Origin of the sequence: Micromonospora chaiyaphumensis, assembly GCF_900091435.1 — a bacterium.
Classification (GTDB): Bacteria; Actinomycetota; Actinomycetes; order Mycobacteriales; family Micromonosporaceae; genus Micromonospora; species Micromonospora chaiyaphumensis.
The window spans coordinates 427202-443411 of record NZ_FMCS01000002.1 but is presented as its reverse complement, the minus strand read 5'-3'; the positions used below and the strand labels follow the sequence as shown (position 1 = coordinate 443411).

General features: G+C 73.9%; 17 protein-coding genes. 8 read left to right on the top strand and 9 right to left on the bottom strand.

Annotated elements, in window-relative coordinates; genetic code table 11:
- Positions 1-29 precede the first annotated feature (29 nt).
- A complete protein-coding gene (locus GA0070214_RS07865; protein WP_091260831.1) occupies positions 30-1823 on the top strand; it encodes an adenylyl cyclase in 1794 nt (597 codons plus the stop codon).
- 222 nt (positions 1824-2045) lie between these two features.
- On the opposite strand, the gene GA0070214_RS07860 is transcribed toward GA0070214_RS07865, so the two are convergent.
- Positions 2046-2639 carry an ATP-dependent Clp protease proteolytic subunit gene (locus tag GA0070214_RS07860; RefSeq protein WP_091260829.1) on the bottom strand — a complete coding sequence of 198 codons (594 nt, stop codon included), beginning with the start codon at positions 2637-2639 and terminating at the stop codon, positions 2046-2048.
- A 137-nt stretch (positions 2640-2776) separates the two neighbouring features.
- Positions 2777-3349, bottom strand: a complete 573-nt coding sequence (locus GA0070214_RS07855) for a helix-turn-helix domain-containing protein (protein ID WP_091260827.1) — start codon at positions 3347-3349, stop codon at positions 2777-2779.
- A gap of 159 nt (positions 3350-3508) precedes the next feature.
- Here GA0070214_RS07855 and GA0070214_RS07850 point away from each other — a divergent pair, with 159 nt between their 5' ends.
- Complete coding sequence (locus tag GA0070214_RS07850) at positions 3509-4519, top strand: potassium channel family protein (RefSeq protein ID WP_091260825.1); 1011 nt, start codon at positions 3509-3511, stop codon at positions 4517-4519.
- Positions 4520-4549: 30 nt separating this feature from the next.
- Here GA0070214_RS07850 and GA0070214_RS07845 read toward each other — a convergent pair whose 3' ends face one another.
- Positions 4550-5032: a MarR family winged helix-turn-helix transcriptional regulator gene (locus GA0070214_RS07845; protein ID WP_244167593.1), complete on the bottom strand. Its 483-nt coding sequence runs from the start codon at positions 5030-5032 to the stop codon at positions 4550-4552.
- 84 nt (positions 5033-5116) lie between these two features.
- Between GA0070214_RS07845 and GA0070214_RS07840 the strand changes: the two genes are divergently transcribed.
- A complete protein-coding gene (locus GA0070214_RS07840) occupies positions 5117-5764 on the top strand; it encodes an FMN-dependent NADH-azoreductase (protein WP_091260820.1) in 648 nt (215 codons plus the stop codon).
- Positions 5765-5832: 68 nt separating this feature from the next.
- On the opposite strand, the gene GA0070214_RS07835 is transcribed toward GA0070214_RS07840, so the two are convergent.
- The 3 genes from GA0070214_RS07835 to GA0070214_RS07825 all read right to left on the bottom strand — a co-directional run bounded on the left by GA0070214_RS07835 (position 5833) and on the right by GA0070214_RS07825 (position 10438).
- Positions 5833-6867, bottom strand: a complete 1035-nt coding sequence (locus GA0070214_RS07835) for a 2-oxoacid:ferredoxin oxidoreductase subunit beta (protein WP_091260818.1) — start codon at positions 6865-6867, stop codon at positions 5833-5835.
- Positions 6860-8707: a 2-oxoacid:acceptor oxidoreductase subunit alpha gene (locus GA0070214_RS07830; RefSeq protein WP_091260816.1), complete on the bottom strand. Its 1848-nt coding sequence runs from the start codon at positions 8705-8707 to the stop codon at positions 6860-6862. Before GA0070214_RS07830 ends, GA0070214_RS07835 begins: the two co-directional genes overlap by 8 nt.
- A gap of 285 nt (positions 8708-8992) precedes the next feature.
- Positions 8993-10438, bottom strand: a complete 1446-nt coding sequence (locus tag GA0070214_RS07825) for a hypothetical protein (protein ID WP_167364211.1) — start codon at positions 10436-10438, stop codon at positions 8993-8995.
- Positions 10439-10567: 129 nt separating this feature from the next.
- Between GA0070214_RS07825 and ndhC the strand changes: the two genes are divergently transcribed.
- A complete protein-coding gene (gene ndhC, locus GA0070214_RS07815; protein ID WP_091260812.1) occupies positions 10568-10945 on the top strand; it encodes an NADH-quinone oxidoreductase subunit A in 378 nt (125 codons plus the stop codon).
- A 6-nt stretch (positions 10946-10951) separates the two neighbouring features.
- Here ndhC and folP read toward each other — a convergent pair whose 3' ends face one another.
- Positions 10952-11821 (bottom strand): dihydropteroate synthase, encoded by an 870-nt coding sequence (gene folP, locus GA0070214_RS07810; RefSeq protein WP_091260810.1) that lies wholly within the window; start codon positions 11819-11821, stop codon positions 10952-10954.
- A gap of 118 nt (positions 11822-11939) precedes the next feature.
- Between folP and GA0070214_RS07805 the strand changes: the two genes are divergently transcribed.
- From GA0070214_RS07805 to GA0070214_RS07790, 4 genes are read left to right on the top strand one after another with little or no spacing between them, the layout of a single operon-like run.
- Positions 11940-12656 carry a DivIVA domain-containing protein gene (locus tag GA0070214_RS07805; RefSeq protein ID WP_091260808.1) on the top strand — a complete coding sequence of 239 codons (717 nt, stop codon included), beginning with the start codon at positions 11940-11942 and terminating at the stop codon, positions 12654-12656.
- A complete protein-coding gene (locus GA0070214_RS07800; RefSeq protein ID WP_091260806.1) occupies positions 12653-13138 on the top strand; it encodes an SRPBCC family protein in 486 nt (161 codons plus the stop codon). The genes GA0070214_RS07805 and GA0070214_RS07800 overlap by 4 nt, the downstream gene beginning before the upstream one ends.
- 46 nt (positions 13139-13184) lie before the next feature.
- Entirely contained in the window at positions 13185-13769 is a 585-nt protein-coding gene (locus GA0070214_RS07795) for a DNA-3-methyladenine glycosylase I (protein ID WP_091261457.1), read from the top strand.
- Between the two features lie 55 nt (positions 13770-13824).
- On the top strand, positions 13825-14448 hold the full coding sequence (locus tag GA0070214_RS07790) for a hypothetical protein (RefSeq protein WP_091260804.1): 624 nt from the start codon (positions 13825-13827) through the stop codon (positions 14446-14448).
- A 10-nt stretch (positions 14449-14458) separates the two neighbouring features.
- On the opposite strand, the gene GA0070214_RS07785 is transcribed toward GA0070214_RS07790, so the two are convergent.
- Both GA0070214_RS07785 and GA0070214_RS07780 read right to left on the bottom strand, forming a co-directional pair.
- Positions 14459-15250: an enoyl-CoA hydratase/isomerase family protein gene (locus tag GA0070214_RS07785; RefSeq protein WP_091260802.1), complete on the bottom strand. Its 792-nt coding sequence runs from the start codon at positions 15248-15250 to the stop codon at positions 14459-14461.
- A gap of 4 nt (positions 15251-15254) precedes the next feature.
- Entirely contained in the window at positions 15255-16073 is an 819-nt protein-coding gene (locus tag GA0070214_RS07780) for a PaaX family transcriptional regulator (RefSeq protein WP_091260800.1), read from the bottom strand.
- Positions 16074-16210 lie beyond the last annotated feature (137 nt).

The following is a 16210-nucleotide window of genomic DNA, read 5'->3' as shown; positions in this document are numbered from 1 at the left end:
TCCGTCCCCATCACCGAACAGGCAGGCAGATGAGACCACTCGCCCCCTCCCGCCGCCGCTTCCTCGCCCTCACCGCCGCCTCGGCGGCGTCGGTCACCGCCCTCGGGCTCCCGGCCGGCCCCGCCGCCGCGTCCCCGGCCGGCGCCGCCACCGACGCCGAGCCCGACTTCGGCCCCAACGTCTTCGTGTACGACCCGACCACCCCGGTCGAGGAGATCCAGTCCAACCTGGACCAGATCTTCGCCGGCCAGGAGCACAACGAGATGGGCTTCGACCGGTACGCCGTGCTGTTCAAGCCGGGCCGGTACGAGGTGAACGCCCGGCTCGGCTACTACACCACGGTGGCCGGCCTCGGCGCGCACCCCGACGACGTGGAGATCCACGGTGCGGTGCGGGTCATCGGCCAGCCCGACCCGAACTCCGAGGCCGGCATCTCCGCGCTGACCAACTTCTGGCGCTCGGCGGAGAACCTCGCCGTCACCCCGACCGACTGGTCGAACCAGTGGGCGGTCTCGCAGGCGTCCCCCATGCGCCGGGTGCACATCAAGGGCATCCTCTGGCTGGAGCCCGGCCAGCAGGGATTCTCCAGCGGCGGCTACATCGCCGACTCCAAGGTGGACGGCATCACCATCAACGGCTCGCAGCAGCAGTGGCTGACCCGGGACAGCGAACTCGGCGGCGACTGGACCAACGGGGTCTGGAACCAGGTCTTCTCCGGGGTCGTCGGCGCGCCCGCGCAGGGCTTCCCCGACCCGCCGTACACCACGCTGGCGACCAGCCCGGTGACCCGCGAGAAGCCGTACCTCTTCGTGGACGGCGCGGGCCGGTGGCGAGTGGCCGTGCCCCGGCTGCGCCGCGACACCGCAGGCACGACCTGGGGCGCCGGCGCCCCGCCGGTCCCCTCGCTGCCGCTGTCCGACTTCTTCGTCGCCAAGCCCACCGACACCGCCAAGCGGATCAACCAGGAACTCTCCCGGGGGCGGCACCTGCTGCTCACCCCGGGCGTCTACCACCTGGACCGGGCGCTGCGGGTCAAGCGCCCGGACACCGTCGTGCTCGGCCTCGGCATGCCGAGCCTCGCCCCGACCACCGGCGACGCCGCCCTGCGGATCGAGGACGTGGACGGCGTCCGGATCGCCGGGGTGCTGGTCGACGCCGGGCCGGTCGAGTCGGAGGTGCTCGTCGAGGTCGGCAAGCCGCACAGCCACCGGTCGCACGCGACCAACCCGATCTCCCTCCAGGATGTCTTCTTCCGCATCGGCGGCCCCTACGCCGGCCGGGCGGTGACCAGCCTGGTGGTGAACAGCCGGCACACCCTGATCGACAACATCTGGGCCTGGCGCGGCGACCACGGCCGTCCGGGCACCATCGGCTGGACCGTCAACACCGCCGACACGGGTGTGGTGGTCAACGGCGACGACGTGACCGCGTACGGGCTCTTCGTCGAGCACTACCAGCGCTGGCAGACCATCTGGAACGGCGAGCGCGGCAGGACCGTCTTCTACCAGAGCGAACTGCCCTACGACCCGCCGAGCCAGGCCGCCTGGCGCAGCCCGACGGGCAACGGCTGGGCCTCCTACAAGGTCGCCAACCACGTGCGCGAGCACGAGGCGTGGGGGCTGGGCGTGTACTCGTACTTCAACCAGGAGGTGGACATCCGCTGCGACCGGGCCATCGAGGCGCCGCGCCGGGCCGGCGTGCGGTTCCACGACGCCATCACCGTCTTCCTCGACGGCAGCGGCGGCATCGAGCGCACCGTCAACGAGGCCGGCACCCCGGTGGTCGGCTCGTACGGCACCAGCCCGGTGGTCAGCTACCCCTGACCCGCCGATCGGGGCTCCCGGCCGGCCGCGCCCACGGCCGGCCGGGGCTGGCCCGGCCCGATGTAACAAGAATCCGCCCGAACACGCTGCACCCGTCGTCCCGTGCGGGCTGGGAATCCCGCCCATAGGCTCGATCCGGCGGCACCGCGGCCACCGAGGGGGCGACGGACGCGATCGAGGGGGCGCGTCCGGAGCCGGCCGGCCGCGTTGTCGGCCGCCCGTTCAGCCGGGAAGCTGCTCCGCCCGGGTGACCACCTGGTCGATGAGGCCGTACTCGCGGGCCTGTTCGGCGGTGAACCAGCGGTCCCGGTCCCAGTCGCGCTGGATCTCGTCCAGCGTGTGCCCGCTGTGCCGGGCGATCAGCTCCTGCATCGTCCGCTTCACGTGCAGCATGTTCTCCGCCTGGATGGTGATGTCGGCGGCCGTGCCGCCCATCCCCCCGGACGGCTGGTGCATCATCACCCGCGAGTGCGGCAGCGCGAACCGCTTCCCCGCCGCGCCCGCGCAGAGCAGGAACTGCCCCATCGAGCCGGCCATCCCGAGGGCGAGCGTCGCCACGTCGTTCTTGACGTACCGCATGGTGTCGTAGACGGCCATGCCGGCGCTGACCGAGCCGCCGGGCGAGTTGATGTAGAGGAAGATGTCCCGCTCCGGGTCCTCGGCGGCCAGCAGCAGGATCTGCGCGCAGATCTGGTTGGCCGAGGCGTCGGTGACCTCGGTGCCGAGGAAGATGATCCGTTCCTTGAGCAGCCGCTCGAAGACCCGGTCCCCGAGGCTCGGCTGCGCGTCGTCCAGCATCCAGATGCCGTGTCCCATGACCTGACCACCCTCCGTGCCCGCCGGTGGGCGAGGGGCCGCCCGGCAACCGGCGGTCTCCAGCCTCCGGCGGGTGGCACCGTGCGGCCCAGGGTTTCTGCCCGGGGCAGATCCGCCCTGGGCAGAACCGGCCGGGCCTAGGCGGCGGCCAGGCGCCGCCGGCCGGCCCGGGCGCGCCGCCGGGCCAGCGTGACCGAGGTACGCGGACGGTGGCGGGCGGCCGGCGCGGAGGGGATCAGCCAGATCCGGGTGCCGGTGCCGAACGCGGTGGGCGAGGCGTACCCGAGGTCCGGGCCGACCGGTGCGGGCGCGGTGCCGGGCAGCCGCAGCGCCCCGCCGAGCAGCGGGGTCGGGGCGACCGGCCGGCGGGTGGCGTGCAGCCGCGGCGAGCCGACCCGCAGCTGCGGGCCCGTGCGGGTGGCCGGCACCCGGTCCAGCCGGGCCAGCGTCACGCCGGAGGCCACCGGCGCCCGCCGCTCGGCCCGGCGCAGCTCGTCGCGAGCCTCTTCGAGCAGGTCGGAGAGGTGGATGCCGAGGGCCCGGCAGATCGCCGCCAGCACCTCGGAGGAGGCCTCCTTGCGGCCGCGTTCCACCTCGGAGAGGTAGGGCAGGGAGACGCCGGCCGCCAGCGCCACCTCGCGCAGTGTGCGGCCCTGGCGCAGGCGTACCCGGCGGAGCACCCCGCCGATCACCCGTCGCAGCAACGACATGCGGGCCTCCTCGCGGTCGTGGTCCCTGGAGTCCCCATCATGCCCCGTCGCGGCGAGGCGGACCGTCCGGCCGGCCCGCATCTCGCCCCGGCAGGCCGGATCCCGGCGTACCCGCTATGTTGTGGGCGTGCAGGCGACGGTGGCGGAGCAGGGCCGACGGTGATCCATTTTCCCGCGCAACGGCGGGGGCCGCTGAGCGCGCTGAGTCTGCGCCTGCTCGCCGCCCTGGGCCTGGTCCTCGCCGTGGTGGCGGCGGTCTGGATCGACCGCGACGGCTACCGCGACGTCAACGAGGACGGCCTCACCCTCCTCGACTGCTTCTACTACGCGGTGGTCTCGCTCTCCACCACGGGCTACGGCGACATCACCCCGGCCGCTTCGTCGGCGCGCCTCGTGAACGTCCTGTTCGTCACCCCCGCCCGGGTGCTCTTCCTGATCATCCTGGTCGGCACCACCCTGGAAGTCCTGACCGAGCAGTACCGGACCGGCCGTCGCCTGTCGCGGTGGAGGAGAATCGTGAAGGACCACGTCATCATCTGTGGCTACGGCACCAAGGGCCGCAGCGCCGTCTCCGCGCTGCTGGAGAACGGTCTGGACAAGTCCAAGATCGTGGTCGTGGAGCGGAGCGGTGCCGCGCTGCGGCAGGCCACCTCGGCCGGGCTGGTCGCCATCGAGGGCTCGGCCACCCGCTCCTCCGTGCTGGAGGAGGCGCACGTCCGCACCGCCAAGGCGGTCATCATCGCGACCGACAGTGACGACGCCTCGGTGCTGGTGGCGCTGACCGTCCGGCAGCTCACGGCCGGCCAGGTGCGGATCATCGCGGCGGTCCGCGAGGCGGAGAACGCGCCGCTGCTCAAGCAGAGCGGGGCGCACCACGTGATCGTCTCCTCGGCGACCGCCGGGCGCCTGCTCGGCCTGTCCACCTCCGCCCCGCCGCTGATCGACGTGGTGGAGGACCTGCTCACCCCCGGTCAGGGCATGGCGCTGGCCATGCGCTCCGCCGAGCGCAGCGAGGTGGGCCGGTCGCCCCGGGAGCTGGAGTCGCTGGTCATCGCCCTGGTCCGCCGGGGCAAGGTGGTCACGTTGAACGACAAGGCGGGCGCGGTGATCGAGACCGGCGACATGCTGGTCCACGTCCGTGACGACCGGCCGCAGTCCGCGGCGGTCTGACCTTCCCCCGCCCGCCCGCCGGCCCGGCGGTCAGCAGATCGGGTCCGGCTCGTCCCCGGAGGCCTCGACGCAGCTCACCGGGCGGCCGCTGGTCGCCCGGCGGAGCAGGTCGTAGAGCGTGTCCCGCTCGGCCGGCTCCAGCGCGCCGAGCACCTCGTCCTCGGCCACGGCCAGGGCGCACTCTGCCTCGCGGAGCCGCTTCGCGCCCGTGGCGGTGAGGCTCACCACGTGACGGCGGCGGTCCTCGGGTGACCGTCGCCGCTCGACCAGGCCCTCCGCCTCCAGGTCGTTGAGCAGCCCCACCACGTTCGTGCCGTCGATCTGGAGCGTGCCGGCCAGTGCCTGCTGGCTGATGCCCGCCGAGTCCCGCAGCACGGTGAGGGCCACGAGGTGGCGGGGCCGCAGGCCGAGCGGCGCCAGCACCGACTCGGAGCGCAGCCGCATGCGCCGCGCCAGATGGTCGAGCAGGGGCCCGGAGCGGCGCTCCGACTCCTCGACCGGCAGGGCTGGCATGTGACCCAGTTTACGCACGGCGCGGAACATCGGCCTGCTATAAATGGTTGGCGCTACACAAACGATCCGTGGAGGGTTAACCACATGGCACACCTGCTGTACATCGACTCCAGCATCCGGGGCGAGCACTCGGTCAGCCGGCGGCTCACCGCCCGGGCCGCCGCCGCGTGGCGCGCCGCCCACCCGGGCGGCACGGTCACCCACCGGGATCTGGGCCGCGACCCGCTGCCGCACCTCGACGAGGCCGGTGGCCTGGCCCGGATGGTCCCGGCGGACCAGCACACCCCGGCGCAGCGCGCCTCCTGGCAGCTCTCCGAGCGCCTGGTGGACGAGGTGAAGCGGGCCGACACGATCCTGCTCGGCCTCCCGCTCTACAACTACGGCGCGCCGAGCAGCGTGAAGACCTGGGTCGACCACCTCATCGCGCCGGGCATCGCGTACGACCCGGCCACCGGTGCCGGCCTGCTGGGCGGTCGCGAGTTCATCGTGCTGGGCACCCGGGGTGGCGGCTACGGCCCGGGCACCCCGCGCGAGGGCTGGGACCACGCCGAGCCCTGGCTGCCGCACGGCCTGTCGATGACCGGCCTGGAGCCGCGCTTCATCTCGGCCGAGCTGACCCTGGCTCCGGTCACCCCGGCCATGGCCGAGCTGATCCCGCTGCACGAGCAGAGCCTCGCGGCGGCCGAGCGGACCATCGACGAGCTGTGGGTGCCGGCCTCGGCGGTGGCCTGACCCGACGACGAAGGGCGGGCCGCTCCCCTCGGGGAACGGCCCGCCCTTTCCTGTGGGTCAGGGACGCGTCAGAGGATCGTCCAGGTGTCGCCGGCGGACAGCAGGCCGGCAAGCTGCTCCTCGGGGGTCTGGTCGACGCCGGCCTTCGCCGCCGCCACCTGCTCCTGCACCACGGTGTCGTAGGAGGAGCGGTTCACCGAGCGGAAGACGCCGATCGGGGTGTTCCGCAGGTCCAGCCCCGGCAGCCGGGACAGCGCGAAGGCGTACGCCGGGTCGGCGACCCCCGCGTCGTGCACCACGATCTCCTCGGCCGGGGTGGCCGCGGTCTCCCGGACCTCCAGCCCGAAGCCGCCCGGCGGGTGGACGACGCAGAACTGGCCGTCCTTGCCGAAGGTGATCGGCTGCCCGTGCTCCAGCCGGATCAGGAAGTCGTCCCGGGTGGCCGGCTCCTTCAGCGGGTCGAACGCGCCGTCGTTGAAGATGTTGCAGTTCTGGTAGATCTCCACGAACGCGGAGCCCTGGTGCTCGGCGGCGGCCCGCAGCACCGACTGGAGGTGCTTACGGTCGGAGTCGATGGTCCGGGCCACGAAGGTGGCCTCCGCGCCGAGCGCCAGCGACAGCGGGTTGAACGGGGCGTCCGCGGAGCCGACCGGCGTCGACTTGGTGACCTTGCCGATCTCCGAGGTCGGCGAGTACTGCCCCTTGGTCAGGCCGTAGATCCGGTTGTTGAACAGCAGGATCTTGAGGTTGACGTTGCGCCGCAGCGCGTGGATCAGGTGGTTGCCGCCGATGGAGAGGGCGTCGCCGTCACCGGTGACCACCCAGACCGACAGGTCCGGCCGGCTCACCGACAGGCCGGTCGCGATGGCCGGGGCGCGGCCGTGGATCGAGTGCAGCCCGTAGGTGTTCATGTAGTACGGGAAGCGGGACGAGCAGCCGATGCCCGAGATGAAGACGATGTTCTCCCGGGGGATGTTCAGCTCCGGCATGAAGCCCTGGACGGCCGCCAGGATGGCGTAGTCGCCGCAGCCGGGGCACCAGCGCACCTCCTGGTCGGACTTGAAGTCCTTGGCGGTGAGCTTGAGGGCGACGGGCTCAGACATTCTTCAGGACCTCTTCCAGCATCGTCTCCAGCTCGGCGGCGGTGAACGGCAGGCCGCGGACCTGGTTGTAGCCGATCGCGTCGACCAGGTACTTCGCCCGGATCACGTGGGCGAGCTGGCCGAGGTTCATCTCCGGGATGACCACCCGGTCGTACGCCCGCAGCACCTCGCCGAGGTTGGCCGGCATCGGGGCCAGGTGGCGCAGGTGCGCCTGGGCGATGGAGAGCCCACGCTGCCGCAGGCCCCGGCAGGCCGCCCCGATCGGCCCGTACGTCGAGCCCCAGCCGAGCACCAGCACCCGGGCGTCGCCGTCCGGGTCCTCCACCTCGACGTCCGGCACCGGGATCGTCTCGATCCGGGCCGCCCGCGTGCGCACCATGAAGTCGTGGTTCGCCGGGTCGTACGAGATGTCGCCGGTCTTGTCGGCCTTCTCCAGGCCGCCGATCCGGTGCTCCAGCCCCGGGGTGCCCGGGATGGCCCAGGGCCGGGCCAGGGTCTCCGGGTCCCGCAGGTACGGCAGGAAGGTGGTGCCGTCCTCGCCGTTGGGCCGGCTGGCGAACTCGACCCGCAGGTCGGGCAGGCTCTCCACGTCCGGCAGCAGCCACGGCTCGGAGCCGTTGGCCACGTAGTTGTCCGACAGCAGGAGCACCGGGGTGCGGTAGGTCAGCGCGATCCGGGCCGCCTCCAGGGCCGCGTGGAAGCAGTCCGCGGGGGACTTCGGCGCGATCACCGCGACCGGGGCCTCGCCGTGCCGGCCGTACAGGGCCATGTTGAGGTCGGCCTGCTCGGTCTTGGTGGGCATGCCGGTGGACGGCCCGGCGCGCTGCACGTCGACGATGACCAGCGGCAGCTCCAGCGCCACGGCCAGCGAGATCGTCTCGCTCTTCAGGGCCACGCCCGGGCCGCTCGTGGTGGTGACGCCGAGCGCGCCGCCGTACGAGGCGCCCAGTGCCGCACCGACGGCGGCGATCTCGTCCTCGGCCTGCATCGTGACCACGCCGAACTTCTTGTGCTTGCTCAGCTCGTGCAGGATGTCCGAGGCCGGGGTGATCGGGTAGGCGCCCAGGAAGACCGGCAGCCCCGAGCGGACCCCGGCGGCAACCAGGCCCAGCGACAGCGCGGCGTTGCCGGTGATGTTCCGGTAGGTGCCCGGCACCATCTTCGCCGGCTTGACCTCGTAGCGGACCGAGAAGTCCTCGGTGGTCTCGCCGAAGTTCCAGCCGGCCCGGAAGGCGGCCACGTTCGCCGCGACCAGCTCGGGGCGGGCGGCGAACTTGCGCTCCAGGAAGCGCAGCGTCGACTCGTACGGCCGCGAGTACATCCAGCTCAGCAGGCCGAGCGCGAACATGTTCTTGGCCCGCTCGGCGTCCTTCTTGGACACCTCGTGCTCGGCCAGGGCGCCGATCGTCATCGAGGTGAGGGCGACCGGGTGCACCACGTAGCCGGCGAGGGAGTCGTCGTCCAGAGGGCTTGTCGTGTAACCCACCTTGGCCAGGTTTCGCCGGGTGAACTCGTCGGTGTTGACGATGATGTCCGCGCCGCGCGGCAGGTCGGTCAGATTGGCCTTGAGCGCGGCCGGGTTCATGGCCACCAGCACGTTCGGCGCGTCACCGGGCGTCAGGATGTCGTAGTCGGCGAAGTGCACCTGGAAGCTCGACACGCCCGGCAGCGTTCCTGCGGGGGCGCGGATCTCGGCGGGGAAGTTGGGCAACGTGGAGATGTCGTTGCCCAGCTGCGCCGTCTCCGAGGTGAACCGGTCGCCGGTGAGCTGCATGCCGTCGCCGGAGTCGCCGGCGAACCGGATGACCACCCGGTCCAGTTGACGGATCTGCTTGGTCACGCCCGCACCTCGCTTCGCTGAGCGCCGTCGCACGGGCGGCTGAACGTGATGGTGACCCCGCCTTGCCCGGCCACGTGCCCTCCTAGACGCGCTGCTGCCGCGGCCGTCCGTCACTCGGCCGGCCCGCTTCAATTCTCACGTCAGAGCCTACGTCGGTCCGTTAGGGCAACCTTGGTGGAGGTCCGACGTATGGGACCTGATCGGGCCGGTGTATGCCCGGCTTTGCGGCGTTTAGTACCGCAGCCGTAATTCAGATCACCGCAATCCAGAGGACGTTTCCGCGACTCACTCCTCGGCGGGGCGGGCGACCGGCTCCGCCACCGCGGATCCGGCGCGGCGGCGCAGCGAGGTGGTCGCCAGGGCCAGCGCGAGCACCACCAGCAGCCCGGAGACCCCGATCAGGGTGACCGCCGTCCGGTGCACGGAGGTGTCGTCGTCCTCCTCCGCCGCCGCGGCGGCCACCACGCCCTGCGACCCGGTCGGGGCGGGCGCCCCGACTGCTGCCGGAGTGGCCAGCGCGGCCGCGGCGGTGATCCGGAAGCTCATCTGCACCTGCCGGTCGCGCCCGCTGCGCGGATCCAGCCGGCCGATCACGGCGCCGGACAGCGGGGCCCGGCGCTGGGCCTCCGCCGAGGCGGTCACCGGCAGGCTCAGGTCGACGGCCCGGCCGGCCGGCACGGTGCCCAGCTCGCAGCGGGTCCGGTCCGGGGCCGCCGCGGCGCAGCCGGCCGGCGGGTCGGTGACGGTGACCCCCGCGGGCAGGACCACGTCGACCCGGCCGGCGGCGTCGACCCTGCCGGTGTTGCCGAGGCGGACGCCGAGGGTGGTCGGCGCGCCGCTGATGTCGAAGAGCACCTCGTCGGCGCGGAGCGAGATGCCGGGCACCGGCGGCCCGGGTGGGAAGAGGACCGCGAAGCCCTCGTCGTCGCCGGCAGCGCCGGCCACGCCGGGCGCGGTCGCGGTGACCCGGACCGACCCGCTCAGCGGCATGGACCGCCAGGCGGCCCCGGCGACCCGGACGCGGATCGAGGCGCGGAACTGCGCTCCCGGCCCGGCGGTCCACTCGCCGCAGCGGTGGCTGCCACCGCCGGCCGAGGCGCAGCCCGGCGTGCCGGCGTCGGTCAGCCCGGGCGGCAGGGTGTAGGCGAGGCGGATCTGCTCGCGCTGGCCACCGGTGTTGGTCACCGTCACCCGCAGCGTGGTCACCGTGCTGGCCGCGTTCCAGTAGGCGGGCGTCAGCACGACGTCGTCGGTGGTGACCCGCACGCCCAGCGGGCTGCCCGTCGGCTGCCCCGGCGGGGGCGGGGCCACCACGGGCGGCGGTCCGACCGGCGGGGGAGCCGGCGCGGTCGTGGTGGGCGCCGTCGTGGTGGGCACCGGGTCGGGGGCCGTGGTCGTCGGCGCGGGAGCGGTGGTGGTCGGCGCCGGCGTGGTCGGCGGGATCTCCTCCGTGGGCGGCGGGCTGGTCGGGGCCGGCTCCGTCGTCGTGGGGTCCACGGTGGGCGTGGCCTCGGTCGGGTCGGTGCCGGGATCGCCGCCCGGGTCACCCGGATCGCCCGGATCGCCCGGTTCGGCCGCCAGCGCCACGGCGGTCACGGTCGGCGAGGCCGCCGCCCAGGCCGGCGCCACCGCGAGGGCCGCCGCGATCCCGGCAGCCAGCGCGGGCACGAGCAGCGCGGGGGTGCCTCGAAGCGCGGTGCGCCGAGCAGGCCGTACGCGGGGGCGGGCCATCTGTCCTCCGTGACGCTCAGTGAAGTCTCATTATTTGGCAACAGTTGCCTTCGAGCACTAGTCCCGCGAGGAAACGAATCCGTAACGTGTTCGGGGTGCCCCGACGGCCGGACCGGTAGGCTCCCGGTCGTGACCGGTTACCTCGGGTCCTACGCCACGCTCGGTCTCCTGCTGCTGGCCGCCGTGCTCTTCTTCGTTACGGCGTTCTCAGCCAATCGGTTGTTACGTCCTGGCCGTCCGGCCGATCCCTGGGGCAAGCGGGCCACCTACGAGTGCGGCCTCGACCCGGTCGGCGGCGACTGGGCCCAGATGCAGATCCGCTACTACGTCTACGCCTACCTCTACGTGCTCTTCGCCGTGGAGGCGGTCTTCCTCTTCCCCTGGGCGCTGGTCTTCGACCGGCCCGGGTTCGGCGTGACCACCGTGGTGGAGATGGGCGTCTTCGTCGCGGTGGTGGCGCTCGGCATCCTCTACGCCTGGCGCCGGAACATCCTCCGCTGGACCTGACCCGGCTCAGGCCAGCCCGCGCCGGGCCACGGCCGGTGGCCGGTCCCCCCGGATCGACGCCACCATGTCCAGCACCCGGCGGGTCTCCCGGACCTGGTGGGCGCGGAACACCCGCGCGCCGAGCCAGGCCGAGACGGCGGTCGCCGCCAGGGTGCCCTCCAGCCGGTCGGGCACCGGCAGGTCCAGCGTCTCGCCGATGAAGTCCTTGTTCGACAGGGCCACCAGCAGGGGCCAGCCGGTGTCGGCCAGCTCGCCGAGCCGTCGGGTGATCTCCAACGAGTGCCGCGTGTTCTTGCCGAAGTCGTGCGCCGGGTCGATCAGGATCCCGTCCCGGCGTACGCCGAGGCCGGCCGCGCGCTCCGCGAGGCCGGTGACCGTACCGACCACGTCGGCCACCACGTCGTCGAATGCGGCCCGGTGCGGCCGGGTCCGCGGGCTGAGCCCCCCGGCGTGCGAGCAGACCAGCCCGGCGCCGGTCGCCGCGGCGACCCGGGCCAGCGCCGGATCCGCCCCCGACCAGGTGTCGTTGAGCAGGTCGGCGCCGGCCGCCACCGCCTCCACCGCCACCTCGGCGCGCCAGGTGTCGATCGAGATCACCACGTCCGGGAAGGCGGCCCGGACCGCCGCGATGGTGTCCACCGTGCGGCGGATCTCCTCGGCCACGTCGACCTCGTCGCCCGGCCCGGCCTTCACCCCGCCGATGTCGATGATCTCCGCGCCCTCGGTCACCGCCCGCTCGACGGCGCGCAGCGCGCTGTCCTGCGCGAACGTCGCCCCCTTGTCGAAGAACGAGTCCGGCGTGCGGTTGACGATCGCCATCACGACCAGCTCGCCGGGGGAGAAGGTCCGCCCGCCGAGCCGCAGCGCCCCGGTCATGCCCGCCTCCTCGTCGCCGATCTTCCCCCGGTCGCCCCCGACGCTATCCGGTCCGGCGATTCCGATCGGAGGCGGCGGAGGGCTCGCCCGATCCCCGCCCGCATGCCACGATCTCCCCATGGGTGAGGTTCTGCTCCTCTTGGTCGTCGCGCTGACCGTGGCGGCGGTGGTGTTCGGGGTGACGGTGCTGGTCTCCGGGCGGGATCCGGGCCTGGCGCCGGCCGAGCCGGACGGGCGGGCCGTGCCCCTGCCGGGCAGCCGCCCGCTGGACGAGGCGGACGTCGCCGAGGTGCGCTTCGACACCGCGCTGCGGGGCTACCGGATGGCCCAGGTCGACGCCGCCATGCGCCGGGCCGCCTACGACATCGGCTACAAGACCGAGCTGATCGGTGTTCTGGAGGCCGAGAACGCCGCGCTCCGCGAGGGCCGGATTGAGGAGGCCGACGCGCTGCGCCGGGCCCGTGCCGAGGCCGCCGCGACCGGTACGGAGGACGCCCCCGCCGCCCCGGCCAGCGCCGAACCGCCGGCCGCCGCGCCGCTCACCGCCGAGGCCGGCGTGGCGGAGGCCCCGGCCGCCGCCGCCGTCGAGGACGTGGCGACGCTGCCGTCCGCCGCCCCGTCGGCGCCCGCCGGAGGCCCGGCCCCGATCGCCCCGGTGGCGGCCCCGGTCGACCAGACCCCACCCGAGGTCGGCCTCCGGCCGCCCGCCGACCCGACTGCCACCCCGGCCGACCGTGACTCCACCGCCGACGCCGCCGCCGCGGCCAACGGGGCCGCCTCGACCGCCGACACCGACCGGGAACGCGGGCCGGTGGTCCGCTCGGAGTCCGCGTGACCGGCGCCGGCTTCGCCGAGGCGGCGCAGCCCGGGGCCGCCGAGGTCACCGCCACGGTGATCGTCGACGCGCCGGCCGAGCGCGTCTTCGCCGCGCTGACCGCCTGGGAGCGGCAGTCCGACTGGATCCCGCTCACCACCGTCCGGGTGGTCGAGGGCGACGGCGGCGAGGGCAGCCTGGTCGAGGCGGTCACCGCGCTCGGCCCGGCCGTGCTCCGCGACGAGATGCGGGTGGTCCGGGTGGACGCACCGTACGAGGTCGGCGTGGTGCACTGCGGCAAGCTGCTGCGCGGCCCCGGCGTGCTGCGCTGCACGCCGCTGGAGCGGGACCGGACCCAGGTGGTCTGGCACGAGTGGTTCCACCTGCCCGGCGGGCCGGCCGGCCGGGTGGCCTGGCCGGTGCTCTGGCCCGGCTCGAAGTTCAGCCTGACGCAGGCGCTGAAGAAGTTCGCCCGGCTGGTCGAGCAGGGCCGGCTGCCCTGACCGCCGGTCGCCGCCGTTGTCGGTGGGCTGACCTACCGTGTACGACGTGACTGACCTGGTGACCGGCGCCGACGGGCTGCCCCGCTGCGCCTGGGGAGCGAGCACCCCGGACTACGCCGTCTACCACGACGAGGAGTGGGGCCGGCCGCTGCGCGGCGACGACGCGCTCTACGAGCGGCTGACCCTGGAGGCCTTCCAGTCCGGCCTGTCCTGGCTGACCATCCTGCGCAAGCGGCCCGCGTTCCGGCTCGCCTTCGACGAGTTCCGGATCGAGAAGGTCGCCGGCTACGGCGAGGCCGACGTGGCGCGGCTGCTGGCCGACGCGGGGATCGTCCGCAACCGGGCCAAGGTCGAGGCGGCCGTCGCCAACGCCCGGGCCGCCCTGGCGCTGCCCGACGGCCTCTCCGCGCTGCTCTGGTCCTTCGCGCCGCCGCCCCGGGCGGCCCGGCCGCGGTCGTTCGCCGAGGTGCCGGCGCTCACCCCCGAGTCCACCGCGATGGCCAAGGCGCTCAAGAAGAGCGGGTTCCGCTTCGTCGGCCCGACCACGGCCTACGCGCTCATGCAGGCCACCGGCATGGTCGACGACCACCTCGCCGGCTGCCACGCGGCCGGCGGCCGTCCGGGGGCGTGACCCGGCCGGCGGACGTGCCGGGACCGGCCCCGGTCCGGCGTGATGGGATTGGGACATGACCGACACCGAGCCGCGGACGAGCGGGACGATCGAGGGCGGCGCCGGGCCGGGTGCCTGGGCGGTGCTGCTGCCCGCGGAGCGCTACGAGGCCGAGCGGCTCGTGCACCACGACACCCTGGAGTTGACCGGGCTCGACGGGGCCGTGCGTCCCCGGCCCGGTGACCCGGTAGCGGTGCTGGTCGACGAGCCGCTGCGGCTCGTGGCGCTCGGCCGGGTCGCCCTCGCCACCGGCGAGACCCGGGAGGACCCGGACGACCCGCAGTCCGAGGCCGGTCCGGGGGCACTCGTGGTGACGTACACCCGGCGGGTGCTCGACGAGCCGGTGCCGGTCGGCGGCCTGGCGCTCGACGGGCCGGTCACCGGGCTCGACCCGGCCGGCTTCCGGGAGCTGGCCGACCGAATCGGCCCGCCGCCGGCCCGCCGGTCCTGGCTGGTCAGCCTCGACCTGCCCATCGAGGCGGCCTCGCCCGCCGAGGCGGTCCGGCTCTTCTGGGCCTACGTGCAGGAGCTGGGCCCGCGCGAGCTGCCCGCCTTCGTCTCGCCGGCCGGTGACGAGCTGGCCATGCAGGCGTTCGTGCTCGGCGCCGAGGCCAACCAGGATCCCGAGGAGGACGACTGACCCGCGCGGGTCAGTGACCCTCGAAGACCGGCTTCTCCTTGTTCACGAAGGCCATGGTCGCGGCCCGGTGGTCGGCGGTGGCACCGCAGATCGACTGGGCCTGCGCCTCGGCGGCCAGCGCGTCGGCCAGGGTGCCGGCGTCGGCGATGGAGAGCTGCCGCTTGATCGCCCCGTACGCGACGGTCGGGCCGGCGGCGAGCCGGGCCGCCAGCTCCTGCGCGGCCGGGAGCACCTGCTCGTCGTCGTCGACGAGCCGGGTCAGCAGGCCCAGCCGGCAGGCCTCCTCGGCGCCCACGGGCTCGGCGAGCATCAGCAGCTCGACGGCCTTGGCGTGGCCGACCAGCCGGGGCAGCGTCCAGGAGGCGCCGGTGTCGGCGGCGAGCCCGATGCCGGCGAACGCCATGAGGAACCGGGTCTTCGGGCCGCCGATGCGGAAGTCGGCGAGGAACGCGAGCGAGGCACCGGCCCCGGCGGCCATGCCCCGGACCGCGGCGATCACCGGCTTGGGCAGGTTGGCCAGCCGGGCGGCGATCGGGTTGTAGTGGGCCCGCACGGTGCCCAGCGGGTCGGCGTCGGCGGATTCCAGGGTCTGCACGTGCTCCCGCAGGTCCTGCCCGGCGCTGAACGCCTTGCCCGCCCCGGCCAGCACGACCGCCCGGCAGGACCGGTCGGCCTCCAGCTCGGCGAGGGTGTCCCGGAGCGCCTCCTTGAGCGCCACGTCGAGCGAGTTCAGCGCCGTGGGGCGGTTCAAGGTCAGGGTGACGACGGCGTCGGTGCGGTCGACGAGCAGCGGCTCGGTCACGTGTCTAACGACCCTTCTGTCGGGCGAGGCGGTTGCCGGCGTCGAGGCACTGCTCGACGTACCGGTCGGCGGCCGGCCGGAGCCGGGCCGCGTGCCGGTCGAAGAAACTGGCGGCGCTGCTGCCGGGCCAGCGCTCGGGGAGCAGCGCCGGTGGCAGCTGCGGGTCCCGGAACAGGAAGGTACGCCACGCGTGCACGAGCCGGAACCGGGCCGCGTAGGCCTCCTCGTCGCTGCTGCGCACGGTGACCCCGCTGAGCAGCGGCTTCTGCTCGGCGACGAACCGCTCGTAGGCGCGGCCGATCTCGCCCAGGTCCCAGGCGCGGCGGACCACCCCCATGGCGCCGGGGGTGCCGGCGGCGTGCGCGGCGGTGAACCGCTCGTACCGCACCCCGGCCTCGGCGAGCAGGAGGTCCACGTCCTCGCCCGGACGGGTCGCCACCCAGGTGCAGTCGTCCAGCGTGCCGTAGCCGAGGAAGGTCAGGTTGGCGGCGAGCCGCTGCCGGTCCCGGCGGGACGCGGGGGCGTCCAGCACCAGCAGATCGAAGCGGCCGTCCCAGGCGTGCCGCCCGGTGCGGTAGATCCGGGCGCCCGCCTCGTCGAGCCGGCGGGCCGCCTTCGGTGTGATCGAATATCCGGGCCCGGACGCGAGCCGGAGCGGTTCGAGCCAGCCCTGACGGACCATCCGGGAGACCGCCGTGCGGACCGCCGGCGGGGCTATCCCGAGCGGTGCCAGCAGCTTGACCAGGGCGGCGACCGGTGCGCGGCCACCCCTCGCCCGAAGGTGGTCGCCGTACAGGTCGAAGAGTGCCGACCGTGCCTGCATGACCGCACATTGTGACAGGCCTATCCAAGATAAGCTAGATGCTGTTACATCAATGCTGCTTCGGTTTGGGTCCGGCGGTGTTCATCAGGGAAAATCGTTGGTCGACGCCCCCGCGACGGTTGCGGGTGGTCATGACG